The organism is Rhodococcus triatomae, assembly GCF_014217785.1.
Lineage (GTDB): Bacteria > Actinomycetota > Actinomycetes > Mycobacteriales > Mycobacteriaceae > Rhodococcus_F > Rhodococcus_F triatomae.
Genome location: NZ_CP048814.1, coordinates 3,198,445 through 3,217,726, shown reverse-complemented (window position 1 = coordinate 3,217,726; position 19,282 = coordinate 3,198,445). Strand labels below are relative to the sequence as shown.

The following is a 19,282-nucleotide window of genomic DNA, read 5'->3' as shown; positions in this document are numbered from 1 at the left end:
CCAACGCAAGACTCTCTTGCGTTACTACCGGACGGTAGCCGGGAAAGCGCCGACATCGCAAGGATGTGTTGCGTTAGGGTGAGGTGTGATCGACAAACTCCCCGGCGGGAAGCTCCGGCGGCGCGGTGCGCACCTCAAGGCGGCAGTGCTCAGCGCCGTGCTGGAATCGGTCAACGAGTACGGGATCCGCGGCTTCTCCGTCTCCGATGTCGCACACCGCGCCGGGGTCCACGAGACGTCCGTGTACCGCCGCTGGAGCGAGTCGCGCGCGCTGCTGGTGGCCGCGCTCTACGACCGGACCGACGAGACTCTGCCGGTACCCGACACGGGTTCACTGCGTGGCAATCTGCTCGCCCACCTGAGACAGGTGGCCGACTACCTGGCGTCACCGACCGGGCGCGCCTCGCTCCAGATCGCCGCGGCCACAGTGCAGTCCGACGCATCGGAGAAGGCGCGAGACGATTTCTGGTCGTCGAGGTCGACCGTGGTCGAACTCCTACTCGAACGCGCACGGAAGACCGGCGAGATCGTCGACGTCCCGGATCCGGAAATCGCCTACGAGTTGCTCGCCGCACCGCTCTACATGCGGGTACTCCTGACGGGCCGGCCGATCGACGAGGACTACCTCACCCGGATCGTCGACTCCTTCCTTCGCGAGTCGACGAGCTAAATGGTCCAGCCGCCCACACCGACCTCACAACGGCGGCACACCACACCCGCGGATCAACCGATGTTGTCGTCGAGTAACCGCGAGAGGTCCTGTGATTCCCGCCGGAGCGCCTCGAGTTCCCGGTCCACCTGCTGCGAGAGTTCGATGATGCTCGCGTTCCATTCAGCCCGGGACTTGCGCGCGGCCATACCCATTCCTGCTTCCTCGACGGTGTGACAGATCCGGGACTGCGGTTCCCTCGGGAAGTGTCGCGCCGGCCGGAGCCCGATTATCGCAGCAAGAAGGGGAATTCCGCGCGGTATGTCCGTTTCTGCGGACGATTCACAAGCGGTGGCCGTCGCCACTGGAGACTCTCACCGGGCGGGACACGGGGCCGCCGAGTCCCCCTGCGACTCCACGGCCCCGGCCCGAGGAGCGGCCACGCCGCCCCTCATGGGAAGTAGACGCAACGGGAGCCTGTCCGGTTCCCTTCCGCTGCCGTAGGGCGCGGCCGACGGTCAGGCCAGCGCCGACATCGACTGCCACGTGCCCCAGTCGATCGCCCAGTCGTAGAGATCGCCGTCTGCCGCGGACAAATCGATCGACGTCCCGGTCACCTCCACCGGGTCGCCGTACATCGCGGTCCGGAAGTACTGCTCCGCGTCGCCGAGCGAGAGGTTGATGCAGCCGTTGGTGACGTTGGACGCACCCTGGACGCCGATCGTCTCCGGATTGGCGTGGATGAACTCGCCGTTGTTGGAGATGCGCACGGCCCACCGCTCCCGCACGTTCTCGTAGTAGGGCGGGTTGGACATCAGGAAATCCTCGTGCTTCTCGGTGACCACGTGGACTCCGCTGCGGGTGACGTTGCGCGGCTCGTTGCCCTCGCCGTAACTGACGGGGATGTCCATGATCGTCTCGCCGTCCCGGACGACCTGCATCCGGTGGCTCGTCGCATCCGCGACCACGACCTGACTGCGACCGATCGTGAAGTCCAGCGTCAGGTCCTCCTCGCCGTAGGCGCCGTCCCCGAAGGCGAGGCCGTACAGCTTCGCGTCCAGATGTACCGAGGTACCGGGTGCCCAGTACTGCTGCGGACGCCAGTGCACGCGCGCACCGCCGTCGTCGGGCAACCACGCCCAGGAGCCGGGCGTGGGCGGATTCGTCGTCACGGTCAGCGCTCGTTCCACGGCCGCCCGGTCCTCCACGGCACCGTGGAACTGGAGCGTGATCGGTGCCGCGATCCCGACTTCCTGTCCGTCCGCGATGTTCAGTGTGGCGCCCACCGTCTCGTCCGGTGCCAGTGTCGTGAACCCACCGCGGACGGGGACGGTCTCGCCGTCGGTACCCACCGCGGTGCCCTGCCAGGTGTATCCGGCGTCGTACCCGAGCGGTTCGGCGCTCGTGAAGGTCGTTCGATCGGGAGACAACTCGCCGAGAACCGGCGTGCCCTGCGCATTCACGAGGGCGACGTCGGTGAAGGTCCCGTCCGCCACCCGGACGGACACCGGTGCGACCGGATCGACGTCACGGGCACCGTCGCCGGGCTGCGCGGTGACCACGGCGACGGGCCCGGGATCCTGCGGCGGGGACGAGCCGGGGCCGTCCGCCGTGCAGGCGACCGTCGCCGCCAGCAGGGAGAGCACCGTCGCGACGATCAGCAGCCACCGTCGCCTGTTTGTCCGAATTACCAGGTCACGCACTTGACCAGGCTACGCTCGCTCGGTGAACCCGGCCGGGACGGCGAGCGAATTCACACCGTCGGCTCTCGCGGCCGCGTCAGATCTCACAGCCGACGGTCACCGGTTCCGGCGAGAGCCGCACACCGAAGGCGTCCTCGACCCCGTCCCGGACCGTACGGGCCAGCTCCGTCAGATCCTTCGCCGACGCCGCACCACGATTGGTGAGGGCCAACGTGTGTTTCGTGGACAGCCGTGCGGGAGCATCCGCGCCGGGGAAGCCCTTGGTGAATCCGGCCCGCTCGATCAGCCAGCCGGCCGACAGCTTCACTCCCCCGTCCGCCGGATACGTCGGCACGGCGACGTCGCCGAGCCGCGACCGGATCGCCGCGAGCACCTCCTCGGCCCGTGCGGCGGGGACGACCGGGTTCGTGAAGAACGATCCGGCACTCCACGTGTCGTGGTCGGTCGAGTCGAGCACCATGCCCTTCCCGCGCCGGAGCGCCAGCACGGCCTCGCGGGCCTGCGCGGCAGGCACCCGCACCCCCTCCGACACCCCGAGGGTCGCCGTGAGCTCGCGGTAGCGGATCGGGGCGCTGGCCCCGTCCGGCGACACCTGCAACTCGACCTCGAGCACCAGGGCCGCATCCGAATGCTTGAGCACGCTGGTGCGGTAGCCGAGACCGAGCTCGTCCGGGCCCACCCAGCGAACCTCACCCGTGACGCGGTCCAACAGCCGGACCCGATGCAGGACGGTGCCCACCTCGACGCCGTACGCACCCACGTTCTGCACCGGCGTGGCCCCCGCCGAACCGGGTATCCCCGAGAGACATTCGAGCCCGCCGAGGCCCGCCTCGACCGTCCCGGCGACGACGTCGTCCCACACCGCGCCGGCCTCGGCCGCGATCACGTCCGCGTCGAGGCGTACCCCGGAGTTCGCGATCCGGACCACCACTCCGTCCCAGCCGTCGTCGCCGATCACCAGGTTCGAACCCCCGGCGATCAGCAACGTCGGAACGGACTCCGCATCGAGGAGGCGGACCACCTCGACCAGCGACTCGGTGGTCGAACACTCGGCGACGACGGGGGCCGGGCCACCGACCCGCAGTGTCGTGAAGCCGGCCAGGTCGAGATCCCGGGACACGAACGCGCCGGCCTCGACGAGTCTCTCGGACGTGTTGCTTGCATCCCACACAACAGGAAACGGTAGCGTGCCCGTCGTGAGCCGCCGCATCGAGCATTCGTCCTCGTACCCGTTCCCCGTCGCCGAGGTCCACGCGGCCCTGACCGGCGAGCAGTACTGGCGGGACCGCCTCGCGGAGGTCGGCGGCGACGGAGCCGCCCTCGACGCGATCACGCCCACCGCGTCCGGTGGCGTCACCGTCACCATGACCCAGGCGATTCCCGAGGATCACCTCCCGTCGATCGTGACGAAGATCCGGCCCGGCGACCTGATCATCACGCGCACCGAGACCTGGGGTCCCCTCGTCGGCGGCCGCGCCACCGGCACCTTCGCTGCCGAGGTCGAGGGGGCACCGGCGCAGATCTCCGGAAACCAGACGCTCGCGGGCGAGAACGGGTCGTCCACGATCGACGTCAACGGCGCCGCCGAGGTAAAGATTCCCCTGGTGGGCGGCAAGATCGAGAGCGCCATCGCCGACGAGATCCTCCGGCTCCTGGACCGCGAGCAGGAGTTCACCGGCGCCTGGCTCGCCCGCTGACGACCCCGACCGGGTGCACGCAGTCGGCACGGCTTTCGTGGTAGACCGCACGAGCCGGTAACCTTGGCGATCATGGCTCGCCGCATGAACTATTCCGCACGCTACAAGCACACCCCGGAGCAGGTGTACGACGCGTTCACCAACCGTGACTACTGGGACGCGCGCATCGAGGAGATGCGCAAGTACTCGGAGAACCACGTCGAGCACTTCGAGGTCGGCGACGACGGCATCGACCTCGTGCTGCACCACATCCTGCCGCGCTCCGAGCTGCCGGAGATCGCCCAGACGGTGATGAAGAAGGACATGATCATCACCCGCAAGGAGAACTACAGCCCGTTCGGCGAGCCGGTGACCGCCACCTACGAGGCGTCGATTCCGGCCGGTCCCGGCAGCCTCACGGGCACCATGGAACTCTTCGCCACCGAGACCGGGTGCACGTTCCGCACCACGTCCGAGGCCAAGGTGTACCTGCCGTTCATCGGCGGCAAGCTCGAGCAGCTGATGCTGGTCAACCTCGTCGACCTGTTCCGCGCCGAGGCCGAGATCACGGAAGCGTGGCTCTCCCGGCAGTAGCCGCCCGCGCCGCTTCCGCCCGCACCCGCAGCACGCCGGTCGGGGTCGTCACCCGGGGAACGACGGGGATCAACCGGCTCCGGCGCAGTGATCGCTGGCTCGTCCACGATCCGCTCGTGCGCCGGACGCTGTCCGACGCGGCCGACCCACTGGTGGTCGACCTCGGCTACGGCGCGCGTCCGCACACGACTTTCGAGCTCGCCACACGGCTGCGGACGGTGCGGGCGGACACGCGGGTGACGGGCCTCGAAATCGATCCCGGAAGGGTTGCGGCTGCCCGGGACGGTGTGTCGTTCGCACGGGGCGGGTTCGAGCTGGCCGGGCTACGACCGGTCCTGGTACGGGCATTCAACGTATTGCGGCAGTATCCCGAAGAGGCAGTGGCGGCCTCGTGGGCGCAGATCCGTGCGGGCCTCGCGCCGAACGGTCTCCTCGTCGACGGAACCTGCGACGAACTCGGCCGTCGCGCGGCGTGGGTGCTGCTCGACGCCCATCGTCCGCTCTCGCTGACGCTCGCGTGGGATCCGTTCGACGTGCAGCGTCCCTCGGACGTCGCCGAACGACTGCCGAAGGCACTGATCCATCGCAACGTCCGTGGCGAGGGCGTGCACGCATTACTCGAGGCGGCAGACCGTGCCTGGTCCTGGGCCGCGCCGTACGCCTCCTTCGGACCGCGGGTGCGCTGGCGCGCGGCACACGAACGCCTGCGCGAGGACGGAGTTCCCGCGGCACCGCAGCGCCGTCGACTACGGGACTGCGTCCTCACCGTGCCCTGGGAGACGGTGGCACCCGGCCGCACGGCCGGACCGGGCCCGAACTAGCAGGCCGGCACGGGCTCGTCGACGAGCGTGATCCGCCACCGCTGATCGGGGATCCGCACTCGGGTACGCCGGACCAGGTAGCGCCGCAGGTACTCCTCCGAGTCCGGGGCCAGCGCGAGTTCGCCGACGACCCGGCTCAGCCGGGATTCGATCACCGCGTTCGGCGGACGCCCACGTTCGGCAGCGGTCGGAGTATCCAGCAGCGCCCCGACGAAACGGTCCGCGAGGGCGTCGACATCCGCCGACGTCCGCAGGTCGCCTGCGGCCGCGGAGGTGCGCAACACCCGGGTCGCGTACGCACGGAGTTCGTCGCCGATTCCCGGCGACGCACCGCGTTCGGGAGCACGCGCATGGTGGACGAGCAGGGGTCGTTCGTTCCGGCGACCACAGGCGGTCGCGATCCACACGTCGACCAGTGCCTCGATCGCCGAACTCCGCCACAGTTCGCGGCGGCGGATCAGGGCGACGACCTCGTCACGGCTGGATGCGATGACGCCCTGCAGGAGCAGTTCCTTGGACGCGAAGTGGTAGTACACCGCACCCTTGGACACCCGCGCCCGATCCGCGACCGCCTCGACCGTGGTGCGCCGATAGCCGAGTTCGTCGATGAGCATGAGCGCACCATCGGTGATCGCTCTGCGGGTCGCCTTCGAGCGCGCCTGCATCTACCCCTCCTCGGTGCCGGTACGAGTTGTTGCTCCGCAATCCGGCCATAGTTCGCTGGACGTTAACCGTGGACCGAAGTATTGGACCTGAACCTGTCTCGACATGCAAGCGGACCACGCCCCGCGGGCAACTTCACGTCGGGCATCGCCCCTCGTCATCGCAGTGAACGGCACCGGGAATCACAGGTGCCCTCAGCGTCGAACACGGGATTCCCCCGGGTCGATATGGGCGAAATGCGAAGAAATGCCCGACACTCGCCGCCCGGGTAGATGAATGCACGCGCCGGGAGGCCCGTTCCGGAACGAGCAGGGTACGGCGGGATTGAAGTAGCTACACAGAAGCTGCACCGAAGCCGTGAAACAGGCCGTCACCTCGAAGTCCGCCCCGCGGACACGCGTCCGGACCGGACGTCACTGGCACGACATCAGGGCATGTTCGAGTCGCTGCGCAACCTGCGCAGGCTTCGTCGCACACTCTCCGTACAGTCGCTCCGGATCGAGACGCCCGATGGCGACCCCGTCGGAGACCACCTCGTCGAGCAGTTCCTGCGCGATCCCGCCCGCGGCCAGATCGAGGGCGGTCCGGGTGGGCGTGGTGATCCGCAGCGCACCGATCTGTTCACAGTCGTCGGTGCCGATCGATCGTCGATGCAGCGCCAGGGCCCGGGTGGGCGCCGGCGGTGACAGAACCGTCGACATGTGGATGAACCGCGGATACAGATTCCCCAGCCCGTGCAGGTCCGCCGCACTCTGATGGGACACGGCCGCAGCATTACCGAACCACGTGCACCACTTCGCGAACTCCTCCAGATCGGTGGACGGGATCTCCGCCAGGCGGAAGAGATCGCGCTCGACCCGCTGCCACGAGCCGTCCACGATGCGCGCGCCGACGTCGCCCACGTGGAAGCCCAGGCGCAGTACCTGCGCCGTCGTGAAGTATCCGGACTGGGAGGCGGCGAGCTGCGCGAGGGAGCTCTCGAGCCGTTCCCGGTCCTCGTCCTGCCGTTCCGGTGCCACCCATTCGTCCATACGCACAGATTACGTTCGTATGTGTTTCAGATCACAAAATAAGGTGAGGATTCGGTCACGATTGCCGAGGAGTGTTCACAGACTTTCCTCACACTCGTCGGGAAGAATCCGATACATGGCTGCCACCCGAACCGACGGAAAGAAGCGCAACCGTGTACTCGTCGTCGCACTCGTGCTGGTCGCGGTACTCGTCGCGGCATTCGCGGCAAGCGAGCTGTATCTGCGCCGACAGGTACAGAGCTGCATGGCGAGCCAGTTCGAGAGCCAACTCGGGTCGAAGGTCGACGTCGGACTCAGCTGGAAACCCGTTCTGCTGCAATCGATCGACAAGCGCGTCCCCTACGTGACGCTGGAGAGCAACGACACGTCGTTCGGTCCCGCCGTCGGCATGGACGTGCAGGCGCGGGTCGACGACGTCCACATCGAGGAGACGCCCGACAGCAACGGGACGATCGGCTCCTCGACGGCCGAGGTGCGCTGGAGCACCGCGGGGATTCTCGCGACGATGCACCAGCAGCCGTTCGGCACCCTGATCGGCAACGTCGTCTCCGATCCCGCGGCGGGAACGCTCACCTTCTCGGTCGGCCCCGGTGGGCTCGCCGACCTCGAAGTGCGCCCCCACATCTCCGGCGACACCATCGCCGTCGAGACCGTCGGTGCCGAGATCCTCGGCTTCGGGCTGCCGACCGACCTGGTCGACGGAGTCGTCCAGACCCTCACCGAGAGCCTGCAGACCTACCCGCTGGACATGGTCCCGACCTCGGTCGAGGTGACCGGCGACGCGATCGAGATCTCCCTCGAGGGCGGCGCGTACACCATGCCCGCGGCGGACCCCTCCGACCCGGCGGTGCAGGAACAGCGCGATCAGCTCGAGGGGTGCGGGTTCCTCGTCTGACGCGGGGCCCCGACCCGGACGGCCCGACCGCACCTACTCCGGAAGCGCCTCGAGCACCTCGCGACTGCGGGAGAGCCCGAGGCGGGTGGCACCGGCGGCGATCATGTCGAGTGCCGCCTGCGCGGTGCGGATGCCGCCACTGGCCTTGATCCCGATCCGCCCACCGACCGCGTCCGCCATCAGCGCCACCGCGCGGGTCGACGCGCCACCGGCAGGGTGGAAACCGGTGGACGTCTTCACGAAGTCCGCACCGGCTCGTTCGGCCGCGAGCGCGGACTGCACGATCGCCTCGTCCGAGAGCGCCGCGGTTTCGAGGATCACCTTGAGCACGGGGTCGGTACCGACGGCTTCTCGCACCGTCAGCACGTCGGCGAGGACCGCGTTGTAGTCGCCCGCGACGGCGGCCCCCACGTCGATCACCATGTCGATCTCCTGCGCTCCCTGATCGACCGTGAGGCGCGCCTCGGCGCCCTTGACGAGCGAGTGGTGCTTCCCGGACGGGAACCCGACCACCGCAGCCGTGACGAGGCCGCCGGGCCGGATCGGGAGCATCGACGGAGACACGCACACGGCGAGGACACCGAGGTCCCGGGCCTCGCCGATCAGGTCGGCGACGTCCTGTGCGGTGGCCTCGGGAGCGAGCAGGGTGTGATCGATCATCGACGCCACCGTGCGCCGTGTCGGAGTGTTCGAGTGGTCGTCAGCGGACATGGACCTCAGCTTGTCACAGCGGATCCGGACGACCGGCCCATCCCCTGCACCCGCCGCGATCTGCTGCCGGCGCCTCCTGGGACACTGACGGCATGAGTTCCGCTTCCACCGGCCACGAGATCGCCGACGACCGCAGGTACGTCCTCACCCTCGGATGCCCCGACCGCACCGGTATCGTCGCGCGGATCTCCGCGTTCCTCGCCGACGTGGGCGGCTGGATCGTGGAGGCCGCGTACCACGCGGATTCGGACACCGGCTGGTTCTTCACACGGCAGGCTGTGCGCGCGTCCTCCGTCGGCTTCGGTGTCGACGAACTGCGCAGCAGGTTCGCCGAGGTCGCCGCGGAACTGGGGCCGGACACCGAATGGACCCTGCACGATTCCGGGGCACGCAAGCGGGTGGTTCTCCTCGTCAGCAAGGAGGGACACTGCCTGCACGATCTACTGGGCCGGGCTGCCGGCGGCGAGCTGCCCGCGGATATCCGCGCCGTCGTCGGCAACCATCGCGATCTCGAGGACGTCACCCGCAGGCACGGCATCGACTTCCACCACGTGCCGTTCCCGAAGGACCCGGCCGAGCGCGGACCGGCCTTCGAGGAGGTGCGCGAACTCGTCGACGTGCACGATCCGCACGCGGTGGTACTCGCTCGCTTCATGCAGGTGCTGCCCGCGCCGCTGTGCGACCACTGGGCCGGCCGGGCGATCAACATCCATCACAGCTTCCTGCCGTCGTTCGTCGGCGCACGCCCGTACCACCAGGCGTTCGCGCGGGGCGTGAAGTTGATCGGGGCAACGTGCCACTACGTCACTCCGGAGCTGGACGCCGGGCCCATCATCGAGCAGGACGTCATTCGCGTCGACCACGCCGACGAGGTGGCGGACATGGTGCGTCAGGGCCGCGACATCGAGAAGCTGACTCTCGCCCGCGGGTTGCGCTGGCATCTCGAGGACCGGGTCCTGGTCCACGGCCGCAAGACCGTCGTCTTCAGCTGACACCGCATCCGCGGACCTGTTCCGCGCCGCGCCCTCGAAGCTTCGGGAGCACGGCGCGGAAGGAGTCCGCGGATGCGCAGGGTGGATCAGAGTGCCCGCAGGCGCACGATCTCCCGGTTGACCGACTCGGGGTCCTCGACCGAGCTCATGTGCCCCACACCGGGCAGCACGATCAGCCGCTGCAGGTTGTCTGCCTGGTCCAGGGTGCGGGCGAGGCGGCGGGCATGCGACTGCGGCGTGAGCCGATCGACCGTTCCGACGAGGACCGTCGTCGGAACGGTGAGGTTCTCCAAGCCCCGTCGTATGTCCAGGTTGCTGAGCGCGATACCCCAGCCACCGCGCGTGCGCGGCTGGCAGCCGGACACGATCTTGCCGCAGAACTCGACCTCTTCCCTGGTGGCCCGCGGCGACATGGTCACGTACTGGATCGCCTTGGCCGTCATGGGCGTGGAGACGATCGGCAGCGACGCGCCGATGATCGCGCGTCCGACCGGAAGCGGAACCTTCGGGAACCGGGGCGGGAGCGGAATCACGGTGGATTCGGCGACCAGACTGTCGGTCGCGGTGCTCGCGAGCAGCACCGCGGACGCGAAACGGTCCACCTTGTCCGAGTGGCGTTCCGCCCACGCGATGATGCTCATTCCGCCCATGCTGTGGCCGACGATCTCGGCCTTGTGGTCTCCGACGACGGTGGCCTCGAGCACGGCCTCCAGGTCGTCGGCGAGCACGTCGGGATCGAACACGCGCGTGCCCGCGGTGCTACGTCCGTGGCCACGCTGGTCGTACGCGATGACCCGGTAGTCACCGGCGAGGGCGTTGATCTGCGGGTACCAGTACTCGATCGAGCAGGCCCAGCCGTGGACGAGGACGATCGGCGGGGCATCTGCCGGACCGTAGGCGCGCGCGTGCAGCACCGCACCGTCGTCGGTGACGACGTCGATGATCTCCGGCCGCGTCGTCGGCTCGCCGAGCAGCGGATTCCGCGGTGCCGGGGCGGCGGAGGCCGCCCGGCCGGCCCGACGCCGCCGTGCGTACAGCCCGGCCGCGACGACTCCGGCACCGAGTGCACCGAACGCCAGGAGGCGGGTGCGGGAACTGCTGGTCATGTACTCCCCTGTTCTGGCCGGGACGGTCCCGGCCGTGGTGGATCCGAGCTCAACCGGCCCGGGTGCTCTCGTCTCGATCCTCGCCCATCCGGGCGGCCATCTGCTCGAGGGACCGGGAGATCGCGGTCTCCATGGCCTCGGCGAACATCGACTGCACCGTGTCATGGGCCAGTGGCCGGATCTGGTTCACGAGTGCCGCCATCTCGGAGACGGTCGCCTCGTCGAGGTCGAGTGGACGATCGTCGCCGGGCATGTAGCGGTCGGCGACCACCGCGACGAACCGGGCGGCGACGTCGGCGAGGTCGGCGCGCACCGCCTCGGCCTGATCGAGGATGTCCCCGAGCGGGATTCCCGCGTCCACCAGAACCTGGGCCGCGTCGATCAGCCGTCGCTGCGGCACCGCGAAGTCGTCACCGGTGGGAACGAGTGCGCCGAGTTCGGTGCCGCGCGCGATGTTGCGTTCGGTGCCGTCGGCGCCGAACATCTCCCGCAGGTCCTCGAACGACAGCCGCCGGGACCGCCGCAGCGCCTTCCAGTCTCCGTCCGGGTTCTCGGTCTCGAGGATCTCGCTGACCTGGAGTCCGTAGCGTGCGGCGCTGAGCAGTTCACTGATCGTGGCGAACGTGTATCCGCGGTCGAGCATGCGTCCGATGAGGGTCAGCCGGGCCAGATGCGAGTCGTTGTACCACCCGGTGCGTCCCTGCTTGCGCGGCGGTGGCAACAGCCCTCGGTCCTGGTAGACCCGTACGTTGCGCACACTGACACCGGCAGCACGGGCCAGGTCGTCGATCCGGTACTCGGTCATCACAGGATGTGCGCGCGCCGCAGCAGGACCGTCGACGGTCCGCCGACCAGGCCGACCTCGTCGAGGAACTCCATCGTCTTCGCGCATCCTTCGCGGACCTTGTCGTGGTAGTGGCGATTGTTCTTCGCGGCGGCCTTCGCCTCGGCGACATCGAGCCCCGCAGCCGCGTACACCTGGTCGTTCACCAGGCTGGTGACGACGAAGTAGGCGGTGACGCCCAAGACGAGACGCACCCGGGCTCGGCTGAACCACGACGCGTTGCGGACCCGGCGCACACACTCCTCACGCGCGAACTTGATGTGCCGGGACTCCTCGAGTACGTGGATCTTGCTCACGGTGCGGGTGACGGGCTGCACGCGCGGGTCCTTCATGAAGTCCCGCTGCATCATGTCGAGGATCTCCTCGGCGAACAGTGTTCCGCCGTAGGCGAGCGACCCGGTCGCGGTGGCCTTGAAGAGCCGGGCCGACTCGCGGATCCAGCGCTTGGGCCGATACGACGGGATCCCGAACCGCTGGGCGGACCGCGCGAACATGGTCGAGTGCCGGCACTCGTCGGCGATCTCGGTGAGTGCGAACTGGACGTGGGCGGACGCCGGATCGTGAGAGTAGATGTCCCGCAGCAGCATCTGCATGAGGATCATCTCGAACCAGATGCCGGTGCCGGCGATGGACGCCGCCTCGTGCTGGGTGAGCGTGACCCGCTGCTCCTCCGACATCCGATCCCACAGCTCGGTGCCGTACAGGCTGCACCACTCCGGCGTCATGCCGTACTTCTCGTGCGGGATGGGCGCCTCCCAGTCCACCTCGACCAGCGGGTCGTAGGACTTGCGGGCGGAGGAATCGAGCAGCCGTTCGGCCGTCTCCTGGCGGGAACCGGCACGAGTGAGACGCGAGGAAGGAATTCGACCCTTCGCGCTGCCACCCTTTGTCCTGCCACTGATGACGGACATCACAGTTCCCTTCGTCAGGCCTGTCTGTCGCTCAGGATATCTGCCTGTCACTCAGGATATCAGTTATCACCCCTCCTGGGACACCAGCACATTGTCACAATGAGCATTGTCATCGTTGCGGCAAGCGCGGCCCCAGGGCTCGGCACCATGTCACATCGGATCGCTCAGATCGAACCCGTGTGACATCGTGCCGAGCAGGGCGGGAAGAGGAGGGCGAGCGGGGCGGCTACCAGCGAGGGCCGCGCTGCACCTCGTCCACCCGCGGACGGACGTCGACGAGGTAGACGCACACCGCGACCACGGCGACGATGCCCAGCAGGAACACGGCCTGGAAGAGCAGGAGCACGAGGAACGACGCGGCCAGGATGCCGAGCCAGATCGGCTTGGTCAGCTTGTCGACCGCCGTGAAGGCGTCCTTACGTTGACGCAGCGCGTGAAACAGCGCGTACCCGGCGGCCGCGAGTGCCACGATCTGGAGCGCGAGCAGGATCAGCGAAACGATGCCGTCGACGTGAATCACGGGTCCATCCTACGAGTCGGGACGACGAACGGCTCCCGCGCAGTGCGCGAGAGCCGTTCGTCGTCGGTATCCGTGCCGGTCGGAGCGTCCGTCCGACGCGTCCCGATCAGGACTTCTTGGCGGGAGCCTTGCGTGCGGTGGTCTTCGCCGGAGCCTTCTTCGCGGGCGCGGCCTTCTTCGCCGGAGCCTTCTTGGCCGGGGCGGCCTTCTTCGCGGCGACTCGGGACTTGGCGACGGTCGCACGCTCGGCGGCGTCGTCGGCGGCGTCCTCTGCCTGCTCGCCGAGATCGAGGACCCGGAGAGCGGCCTCGTCGCCCGCGTCCGAGATGGCGTCGCCGACACCCTCTGCGGTGTCCGAGATGCGACCGGCGGCACGGCCGGCCAGCTTGGCGGCCTGCTCACCCACCGAACGCGTCTGGCGCGCCACGGTGCCGAGCGCTTCCTCGGTCAGCTCGACGGCGTCGCCGAACGCGGACTCGGCGCGGCCCAGGCCCTCTTCGAAGCCGGACTGGTTGCGCAGCCGCTCGACGGCCTCTTCGCCGCGCTCGGCCAGCGACGTGTACAGATCCGACGCGACCTTCAGGTAAGCCTCGGCGACCCGCCGCAGTTCTTCGGCGCTGAACTTCTCGCGCAGGTCGGCCAGTTCCTCGGGGAGCTCGGCCGGCAGACCGGACAGGCGCTCACGCAGCCCCTCGACGCTCTCGGTGAGCTCGTCGGAGAGCTCCACGAAACGCTCGCGGGCGGTGTCCACGCGCTCGGTGACGTCGCCCTGGGTGTTCTCGGCGCGCTCACGTACCTGGGCCACCACGTCGGCCACGGCCTGCACGACGACGTCGCCGGCGCCCACCGCTGCGTACAGCGACGTCTTGACGTTGTCGATGGTCTTCGGATCAGTCATCGGTGTTCTCCTCTTCGAGGGTCGGCGAGGTACTCACCTCGCGCGTCGGCGAATTGCCCTCCGGGCCGGTGTCGCGGACGGGTTCCCCGGCACGAGCGCTCGGGGACACCACTACCGCACCGTCGGTGGCACGGGGTTCATCCGAGTCGTTCTCTCGACGGAACGACTCGTAGATCTCGAGCAGGACCTGCTTCTGCCGCTCGGTGACGAAGGTGTCGGCGAGCAGCGCATCGCGCACCGGGCTGTGCGCCCGTTGTTCGAGATAGCCGGCCTGGACGTACAGGACCTCCGAGGAGACCCGGAGCCCCTTGGCTATCTGCGCGAGTACCTCCGCGGAGGGCTTGCGCAGCCCACGTTCGATCTGACTCAGGTAGGGGTTGCTGACGCCGGCCAGTTGAGCGAGCTGACGGAGCGACACCTGGGCCGACTCACGCTGTGCGCGAATGAACCCGCCGATGTCGTGTGCCGCGGAACTGACCACCGCGGCGATGTCGCCGGCACCGGCTGCGTCCCGATCCTCACTGTCCACCGTCGTCTTCACCTTTCGTGGGCACCACCAGCGTAGGGCGGGGTGCTAGCAATTGCAAGCACTCTGTTAGCACCGGTGCTCGCGGACCTGTTCGTCGGCCGTCCGGGCCGCTGTGGCTCAGCCGAAGAGAAGCCCCGACAGGGTGTAGATGGTCAGGCCGGCGAGCGCGCCGACGACCGTGCCGTTGATCCGGATGAACTGGAGGTCGCGGCCGACCTGGAGTTCGATCTTGCGGCTCGCTTCCCCGGCGTCCCAGCGTTCCACCGTCTCGGAGATGACGGCCGTGAGCTCGCCCGTGTAGTTCTCGGCGATGTACCGGGTCCCGCCCTGGAGCCAACGATCGACCTTTGCCCGCATCTCCTCGTCGTCGCGGAGGCGGCGACCCAGCTGCGCCACGTTCTCGGCCACCTTGGTCCGGAGCGTGCTGTGCGGATCGTCGACCGACTCCATGATCAGGCGTTTGGCCACCTTCCAGGTGGAGGCGGCGAGGTGTGTGACCTCGTCGCGATTCATGATCTCCGCCTTGATCTTCTCGGCCTTCTCCATCGTGACCGGGTCGTTCTGCAGGTCGTCCGCGAAATCGTGGAGGAACCGGTTGGCCGCCTGGCGGACCTCGTGATCGGGGTTGGACCGCACCTTCCAGGTGAACTCGACGAGTTCGCGATGGATCTTCTCCCCGAGCAGATGGTCGACGAACTTCGGCGACCACGTGGGCGAGTCGCGACTGATCACCCGATCGATGGTGTCCTGACTGCCGAGCGCCCACTGGTGCGCCCGTTCCGCGAGCAGGTCGATCACCGGGAGTTGCCGGTTCTCCCGCAGCAGTTCGGCGAGCACCTTCCCGATCGGCGGACCCCATTCCGGCTCCGCGAGCCGGCGCACGATGGTGTGGTCGATGATCTGCTGGACGTCCTCGTCGCGCAGGACCTCCACGAACCCGCGCAGGACGGTCGCGGTCTCGGCGGCGACCCGCTCCGCGTGCTCCGGCTGGGCCATCCAGGCACCGAGCCGACGCGGGATCTCGGCACTCTGGACCTTCGCGGCCACCACGTCCGGGGCGAGGAAGTTCTGGCCGACAAAGTTGCTCAACGCCCCGCCGAGCTGGTCCTTCTTGCGTTTGATGATCGCGGTGTGCGGGATGGGCAGCCCGAGCGGATGCTTGAACAGCGCGGTCACGGCGAACCAGTCGGCGAGGGCACCGACCATGCCTGCTTCCGCCGCGGCGCGCACGTACCCGACCCACGCGCCCGCGCCACGCGACTCCTGCCACCGGCAGTAGAGGTAGATCACGGTGGCGACGACGAGGAAACCGGTCGCCAGGACCTTCATCCTGCGCAGGTCGCGGCGCTTGGCGGCGTCGTCGAACACCGAGAGGTTCAGTTGTTCCACATCTGCCATTGTGCCGAAGGCGCGCGGGGTGCCGGTGCCGAAGGCGCGCGGCCAGGGTGGGGTCCGAGTGAACGAGACATCACCGCCGCGGACAGTTCGGTGCCATTAAGCTGGACTGGTTCGGAGCAGACCCGCCCGATCACCCCGAGGAGTGGACGAACCCCAGTGCCGAAGAACGATGCCACCGTCGCCGAGAAGGAAGCTGCCGATCTCGTGACCGAACCCGACAAGCAGGCCAAGCCCGACGGGCGTAAGCGCCGCTGGCGTGAGCACAAGATCGCGCGGCGCGAGGAGTTGGTGGACGGGACGATCGCGGCGATCCGGCTGCGGGGGCGCGACATCGGGATGGACGAGATCGCGTCGGAGATCGGCGTGTCCAAGACGGTGCTGTATCGCTACTTCAACGACAAGGGCGATCTGATCAACGCGACGATGGTTCGCTACGTGGAGACGATCCTCGCCCCGCGGATCTATGCCGCGATCAGTGGAGACCTCGACGAATTCGAGCTGGCCAAGGCGACCATCACGGCCTATGTGGAGACGGTGGCCTCGGACCCGGAGATCTACCTCTACGTGATGGCCAACGGGCAGGGCTCGGCGGGTCGCGACGTGGTCGCGGATTCGGAGCGGATGATCGCCGAGGTGCTCTCCACGGTGCTCGGCGAGAAGCTTCGCGGGCTGGAGATGGACTCGGGCGGCGCGGTTCCGTGGGCGTACGGGATCGTCGGCTCCGTGCAGTTGGCCACCCACTGGTGGATCTCGAACCGGTCGATGTCGGCGGACGACCTGATCAGCTACCTGACGATGATGACGTGGGGCGGCGTCACCGGGATCGCCGCCGTCAACGGCTCGCCGGCCCGTTTCAACGCGATGCCGCATTCACTGTTGCCCGAGCCGCACTGACACTCGACACCTCTTGTGTAACTTCAAGTCACAGGTAACACTGGAGGGGTGAGCGAACCAGAGGAAGAAGCGGACGGCTACCGCGGCACTGCCGAGGTCTCGGTGGCCGGGCAACCGACGGTCACCACGTCCGTCGAGTTGGCCGGGAACTTCGAGCCGATCAGCGGTCGCTACGTATGGCACGGGCGCCTCCGTTCCCTCACCGAACTCCTCGGCCGGGGCGCCGATCTCTCCGTCGGCACGGAAGTCTTCCTCACGACACCCACCGGAACGGCGAATGCACGGATCACCGCCGTGGACCTGTGGGGCAGTCACATGATCGAAGGCGCAGGCGCACCGCCGTACGAGTGGATCTGACCGGAGCGACGGCCCCTCCCGTGGCAGAGTGGGCGCCATGGCGAAGGCGGGATCGAAGCTGTGGCAGCGTCCGGCGAGCGAGATTCTGCGCGCGGGCCCGGGGACGCTGGTCGCCGAACTCGACCGCAACGGCACTCCGGGGTTCTCCGGTGCCAAGTCCGACGGCACGGCATTGCTCGAGGAACGCGGCGCCGTGCTCTCCGGCCTCCAGGAAATGCTCTACGCGAACGGGCGGTCGGGCGACTCCCGCTCGGTACTGCTCGTCCTGCAGGGCATGGACACCGCGGGCAAAGGCGGAATGGTCCGGCACGTGATCGGACACGTCGACCCCCAGGGAGTCGATCATGCGGCGTTCGGAGTACCCACGCCGGAGGAGAAGCGGCACCATTTCCTGTGGCGGATCTCCAAGAGGTTGCCGCGCGGTGGGCAGATCGGAGTGTTCGACCGCTCGCACTATGAGGACGTCCTGGTCGTCCGCGTCCACGGACTGGTTCCGACGCCCGTGTGGCAGGGCCGGTACGAGGAGATCAACCAGTTCGAGCGGACCCTGGTCGCGGAGGGCACCACCCTGGTCAAGGTCGCCATGTTCGTCTCTCTCGAGGAGCAGAAGAAGCGGCTCGCCGAGCGCCTCGACCGGCCGGACAAGTACTGGAAGTACAACCCGAGCGACGTCGACGAACGTGCCCTGTGGCCCGCCTACCAGGAGGCATATCAGGCGATGCTCGACCGCACCTCGACGGAGTACGCGCCCTGGTACGTCGTGCCGTGCGATCGCAAGTGGTACAGCCGCCTGGCCGTCACCGAACTGCTCATCACGGCACTCGAGGGGCTGGATCTGAGCTGGCCGCCCGCCGACTTCGACATCGAGCACGAAAAGGGACGCCTCGCCGACGCCTGACGCCGCGTCGCCGACAGACGGAAATGCCGGGCGTCAGAAGATACCGGGCGTCAGAAGATACTGGGCGTGGGTCGGTGGAGCCGATGATCGTGGTGCCGAGTTGTTCCGAGGAGCACCGCCGCGGCCGCGAGGGAGCCGAGGCAGATCACACCGGTGAGTACGGCCCACCCGCCGAAGCCGGACCCCGCCGCGACCAGGAATCCGGCCAGCGCCACGATGGACACCAGCACGAGAGCGAACGTCGCCCATGCACTGAACAGGTTGAGCTTCATGTCCCATCACCTCGGGTGAACTACCGGTCGGAGGTATGACACCGACGGTACGCGAGCAGTGACGTGACGACAATCACGGCACCGGGGAGCTCCCCCACCGTTCGACGGTGTATCGGGCGGCCCGGACGAGCTCGACACCGTAGCCGCGCCCGTGACCGGCCGCGTGCACCGCAAGCGGGTGCAGCTGATGGACAGGCACCCGCTCGTCCCGGCCGGGCGCGAGATCGGCGACCGCCGCGTAGCCGGCCAGGACCTGTTCGAGGAACGGGCACCCGAAGAGCTCCAGCATCGCCAGATCGGTCTCCGGATGCCCTCCGTGCGCCGCCGGGTCGATCAGCACCACGCCGTCCGCGGTCCAGAACACGTTCCCGCTCCACAGATCGCCGTGGATGCGGGCCGGGCCGGGCACCGTGGCGTCCAGCACGCCCGACTCCACGACCTCGCAGGCCTGCTCGACCTCGCGAGCCTCCGTCTCGGTGAGGTGCCCGGCGGCCACCGCCGCGGGCAGGAACGGTCGCACCCGTTCCTGCCCGTAGAACCGACCCCAGGTCGGGGCCGTACCGGATCCCATCGGCCGCGCGCCGATGTAGAGCTGTCCGTGGTAGCCGTCGGGAGCACTGCCGTACTCCGACGCACCCGCCGCATGGACCAGGGCCAGCATCCGGCCGAACTCCGCCGCACAGGCTGCTGTCGGACGCGCTGCCTCCAGGCGTTCCATGACGATGCCGTCGGCGCCCACCTCGAGAACCCCGACGACTCGGCCACCTGCGGCGGCCAGCCATCGCAGCCCCGCGGCCTCGGCCTCGAAGAACCCGGGGGGCGCCCCCGCACGGTGTTTGCGGAACGAGCCGTCACCGACACTCATCCGCCGCACTGTACCTGCGCCGGTCGTGTCCGGGTTTACCTTCGGCAGCTTCGGG

At 68.5% G+C, this 19,282-nt stretch carries 24 protein-coding genes; 9 read left to right on the top strand and 15 right to left on the bottom strand.

The genetic code is table 11. From position 1 onward, the window contains the following. Positions 1-85: 85 nt before the first annotated feature. Positions 86-670 carry a TetR/AcrR family transcriptional regulator gene (locus G4H71_RS15240; protein ID WP_072739898.1) on the top strand — a complete coding sequence of 195 codons (585 nt, stop codon included), beginning with the start codon at positions 86-88 and terminating at the stop codon, positions 668-670. Positions 671-723: 53 nt separating this feature from the next. Here the strand turns inward: G4H71_RS15240 and G4H71_RS22670 are convergent, their stop codons facing one another. The 3 genes from G4H71_RS22670 to G4H71_RS15230 all read right to left on the bottom strand — a co-directional run bounded on the left by G4H71_RS22670 (position 724) and on the right by G4H71_RS15230 (position 3,523). Further along, complete coding sequence (locus G4H71_RS22670; RefSeq protein ID WP_260440798.1) at positions 724-858, bottom strand: hypothetical protein; 135 nt, start codon at positions 856-858, stop codon at positions 724-726. Positions 859-1,167: 309 nt separating this feature from the next. After that, positions 1,168-2,352 carry a L,D-transpeptidase gene (locus tag G4H71_RS15235; RefSeq protein WP_072739897.1) on the bottom strand — a complete coding sequence of 395 codons (1,185 nt, stop codon included), beginning with the start codon at positions 2,350-2,352 and terminating at the stop codon, positions 1,168-1,170. A gap of 76 nt (positions 2,353-2,428) precedes the next feature. Next, on the bottom strand, positions 2,429-3,523 hold the full coding sequence (locus G4H71_RS15230; RefSeq protein ID WP_072739896.1) for a UDP-N-acetylmuramate dehydrogenase: 1,095 nt from the start codon (positions 3,521-3,523) through the stop codon (positions 2,429-2,431). A 25-nt stretch (positions 3,524-3,548) separates the two neighbouring features. On the opposite strand from G4H71_RS15230, the gene G4H71_RS15225 reads away from it, so the two are divergent. The 3 genes from G4H71_RS15225 (at position 3,549) to G4H71_RS15215 (ending at position 5,443) form a co-directional block, all read left to right on the top strand. Further along, positions 3,549-4,049, top strand: a complete 501-nt coding sequence (locus G4H71_RS15225; protein WP_072739919.1) for a DUF2505 domain-containing protein — start codon at positions 3,549-3,551, stop codon at positions 4,047-4,049. Between the two features lie 72 nt (positions 4,050-4,121). Beyond that, on the top strand, positions 4,122-4,622 hold the full coding sequence (locus tag G4H71_RS15220) for a DUF2505 domain-containing protein (protein WP_072739895.1): 501 nt from the start codon (positions 4,122-4,124) through the stop codon (positions 4,620-4,622). Next, positions 4,604-5,443 carry an SAM-dependent methyltransferase gene (locus G4H71_RS15215; protein WP_072739894.1) on the top strand — a complete coding sequence of 280 codons (840 nt, stop codon included), beginning with the start codon at positions 4,604-4,606 and terminating at the stop codon, positions 5,441-5,443. Before G4H71_RS15220 ends, G4H71_RS15215 begins: the two co-directional genes overlap by 19 nt. Here the strand turns inward: G4H71_RS15215 and G4H71_RS15210 are convergent. Further along, positions 5,440-6,108: a TetR family transcriptional regulator gene (locus G4H71_RS15210; protein WP_072739893.1), complete on the bottom strand. Its 669-nt coding sequence runs from the start codon at positions 6,106-6,108 to the stop codon at positions 5,440-5,442. The two genes, G4H71_RS15215 and G4H71_RS15210, sit on opposite strands and share 4 nt — an antisense overlap. 411 nt (positions 6,109-6,519) lie before the next feature. Then, positions 6,520-7,137, bottom strand: a complete 618-nt coding sequence (locus tag G4H71_RS15205; protein ID WP_072739892.1) for a type IV toxin-antitoxin system AbiEi family antitoxin domain-containing protein — start codon at positions 7,135-7,137, stop codon at positions 6,520-6,522. A 115-nt stretch (positions 7,138-7,252) separates the two neighbouring features. Between G4H71_RS15205 and G4H71_RS15200 the strand changes: the two genes are divergently transcribed. Next, a complete protein-coding gene (locus G4H71_RS15200; protein ID WP_072739891.1) occupies positions 7,253-8,032 on the top strand; it encodes an LmeA family phospholipid-binding protein in 780 nt (259 codons plus the stop codon). Between the two features lie 33 nt (positions 8,033-8,065). On the opposite strand, the gene deoC is transcribed toward G4H71_RS15200, so the two are convergent. Next, complete coding sequence (gene deoC / locus G4H71_RS15195; RefSeq protein ID WP_072739890.1) at positions 8,066-8,743, bottom strand: deoxyribose-phosphate aldolase; 678 nt, start codon at positions 8,741-8,743, stop codon at positions 8,066-8,068. Between the two features lie 92 nt (positions 8,744-8,835). On the opposite strand from deoC, the gene purU reads away from it, so the two are divergent. Beyond that, a complete protein-coding gene (gene purU, locus G4H71_RS15190; RefSeq protein WP_072739889.1) occupies positions 8,836-9,735 on the top strand; it encodes a formyltetrahydrofolate deformylase in 900 nt (299 codons plus the stop codon). Positions 9,736-9,821: 86 nt separating this feature from the next. On the opposite strand, the gene G4H71_RS15185 is transcribed toward purU, so the two are convergent. The 7 genes from G4H71_RS15185 to G4H71_RS15155 form a co-directional block, all read right to left on the bottom strand. Continuing rightward, positions 9,822-10,841 (bottom strand): alpha/beta fold hydrolase, encoded by a 1,020-nt coding sequence (locus G4H71_RS15185; protein WP_072739888.1) that lies wholly within the window; start codon positions 10,839-10,841, stop codon positions 9,822-9,824. 49 nt (positions 10,842-10,890) lie between these two features. Further along, positions 10,891-11,646 carry a MerR family transcriptional regulator gene (locus G4H71_RS15180; protein WP_072739887.1) on the bottom strand — a complete coding sequence of 252 codons (756 nt, stop codon included), beginning with the start codon at positions 11,644-11,646 and terminating at the stop codon, positions 10,891-10,893. Then, a complete protein-coding gene (locus tag G4H71_RS15175; protein WP_083343309.1) occupies positions 11,646-12,596 on the bottom strand; it encodes an AurF N-oxygenase family protein in 951 nt (316 codons plus the stop codon). Before G4H71_RS15175 ends, G4H71_RS15180 begins: the two co-directional genes overlap by 1 nt. Before the next feature lie 226 nt (positions 12,597-12,822). Continuing rightward, positions 12,823-13,116: a DUF2516 family protein gene (locus tag G4H71_RS15170; RefSeq protein WP_072739886.1), complete on the bottom strand. Its 294-nt coding sequence runs from the start codon at positions 13,114-13,116 to the stop codon at positions 12,823-12,825. 106 nt (positions 13,117-13,222) lie between these two features. Then, entirely contained in the window at positions 13,223-14,014 is a 792-nt protein-coding gene (locus tag G4H71_RS15165) for a heparin-binding hemagglutinin (RefSeq protein WP_072739885.1), read from the bottom strand. Beyond that, a complete protein-coding gene (locus tag G4H71_RS15160; protein ID WP_072739917.1) occupies positions 14,007-14,543 on the bottom strand; it encodes a helix-turn-helix domain-containing protein in 537 nt (178 codons plus the stop codon). The genes G4H71_RS15165 and G4H71_RS15160 overlap by 8 nt, the downstream gene beginning before the upstream one ends. Before the next feature lie 117 nt (positions 14,544-14,660). Continuing rightward, a complete protein-coding gene (locus tag G4H71_RS15155; RefSeq protein ID WP_072739884.1) occupies positions 14,661-15,932 on the bottom strand; it encodes a DUF445 domain-containing protein in 1,272 nt (423 codons plus the stop codon). A gap of 165 nt (positions 15,933-16,097) precedes the next feature. On the opposite strand from G4H71_RS15155, the gene G4H71_RS15150 reads away from it, so the two are divergent. Genes G4H71_RS15150 through G4H71_RS15140 form a run of 3 tightly spaced genes read left to right on the top strand, consistent with a single transcriptional unit; the run spans position 16,098 to position 18,090 of the window. Next, positions 16,098-16,835, top strand: coding sequence for a TetR/AcrR family transcriptional regulator (locus G4H71_RS15150; protein WP_083343308.1), 738 nt, complete (start codon positions 16,098-16,100; stop codon positions 16,833-16,835). A gap of 48 nt (positions 16,836-16,883) precedes the next feature. Then, positions 16,884-17,192, top strand: a complete 309-nt coding sequence (locus G4H71_RS15145; RefSeq protein WP_072739883.1) for a DUF4873 domain-containing protein — start codon at positions 16,884-16,886, stop codon at positions 17,190-17,192. A 37-nt stretch (positions 17,193-17,229) separates the two neighbouring features. Next, positions 17,230-18,090 carry a polyphosphate kinase 2 family protein gene (locus G4H71_RS15140; protein ID WP_072739882.1) on the top strand — a complete coding sequence of 287 codons (861 nt, stop codon included), beginning with the start codon at positions 17,230-17,232 and terminating at the stop codon, positions 18,088-18,090. A 50-nt stretch (positions 18,091-18,140) separates the two neighbouring features. Here the strand turns inward: G4H71_RS15140 and G4H71_RS15135 are convergent, their stop codons facing one another. Together G4H71_RS15135 and G4H71_RS15130 are read right to left on the bottom strand one after the other, a co-directional pair. Then, positions 18,141-18,362: a hypothetical protein gene (locus tag G4H71_RS15135; RefSeq protein WP_072739881.1), complete on the bottom strand. Its 222-nt coding sequence runs from the start codon at positions 18,360-18,362 to the stop codon at positions 18,141-18,143. Between the two features lie 73 nt (positions 18,363-18,435). Next, positions 18,436-19,227 carry a fructosamine kinase family protein gene (locus G4H71_RS15130; protein WP_072739880.1) on the bottom strand — a complete coding sequence of 264 codons (792 nt, stop codon included), beginning with the start codon at positions 19,225-19,227 and terminating at the stop codon, positions 18,436-18,438. Positions 19,228-19,282 lie beyond the last annotated feature (55 nt).

Coding starts and splice junctions, on each gene's coding strand:
- G4H71_RS22670 (WP_260440798.1), bottom strand. CDS start 858: ATGGCCGCGCGCAAGTCCCGGGCTGAATGGAACGCGAGCATCATCGAA.
- G4H71_RS15220 (WP_072739895.1), top strand. CDS start 4,122: ATGGCTCGCCGCATGAACTATTCCGCACGCTACAAGCACACCCCGGAG.
- G4H71_RS15210 (WP_072739893.1), bottom strand. CDS start 6,108: ATGCAGGCGCGCTCGAAGGCGACCCGCAGAGCGATCACCGATGGTGCG.
- G4H71_RS15205 (WP_072739892.1), bottom strand. CDS start 7,137: ATGGACGAATGGGTGGCACCGGAACGGCAGGACGAGGACCGGGAACGG.
- G4H71_RS15200 (WP_072739891.1), top strand. CDS start 7,253: ATGGCTGCCACCCGAACCGACGGAAAGAAGCGCAACCGTGTACTCGTC.
- deoC (WP_072739890.1), bottom strand. CDS start 8,743: ATGTCCGCTGACGACCACTCGAACACTCCGACACGGCGCACGGTGGCG.
- purU (WP_072739889.1), top strand. CDS start 8,836: ATGAGTTCCGCTTCCACCGGCCACGAGATCGCCGACGACCGCAGGTAC.
- G4H71_RS15185 (WP_072739888.1), bottom strand. CDS start 10,841: ATGACCAGCAGTTCCCGCACCCGCCTCCTGGCGTTCGGTGCACTCGGT.
- G4H71_RS15180 (WP_072739887.1), bottom strand. CDS start 11,646: ATGACCGAGTACCGGATCGACGACCTGGCCCGTGCTGCCGGTGTCAGT.
- G4H71_RS15175 (WP_083343309.1), bottom strand. CDS start 12,596: ATGTCCGTCATCAGTGGCAGGACAAAGGGTGGCAGCGCGAAGGGTCGA.
- G4H71_RS15165 (WP_072739885.1), bottom strand. CDS start 14,014: ATGACTGATCCGAAGACCATCGACAACGTCAAGACGTCGCTGTACGCA.
- G4H71_RS15140 (WP_072739882.1), top strand. CDS start 17,230: ATGGCGAAGGCGGGATCGAAGCTGTGGCAGCGTCCGGCGAGCGAGATT.
- G4H71_RS15135 (WP_072739881.1), bottom strand. CDS start 18,362: ATGAAGCTCAACCTGTTCAGTGCATGGGCGACGTTCGCTCTCGTGCTG.
- G4H71_RS15130 (WP_072739880.1), bottom strand. CDS start 19,227: ATGAGTGTCGGTGACGGCTCGTTCCGCAAACACCGTGCGGGGGCGCCC.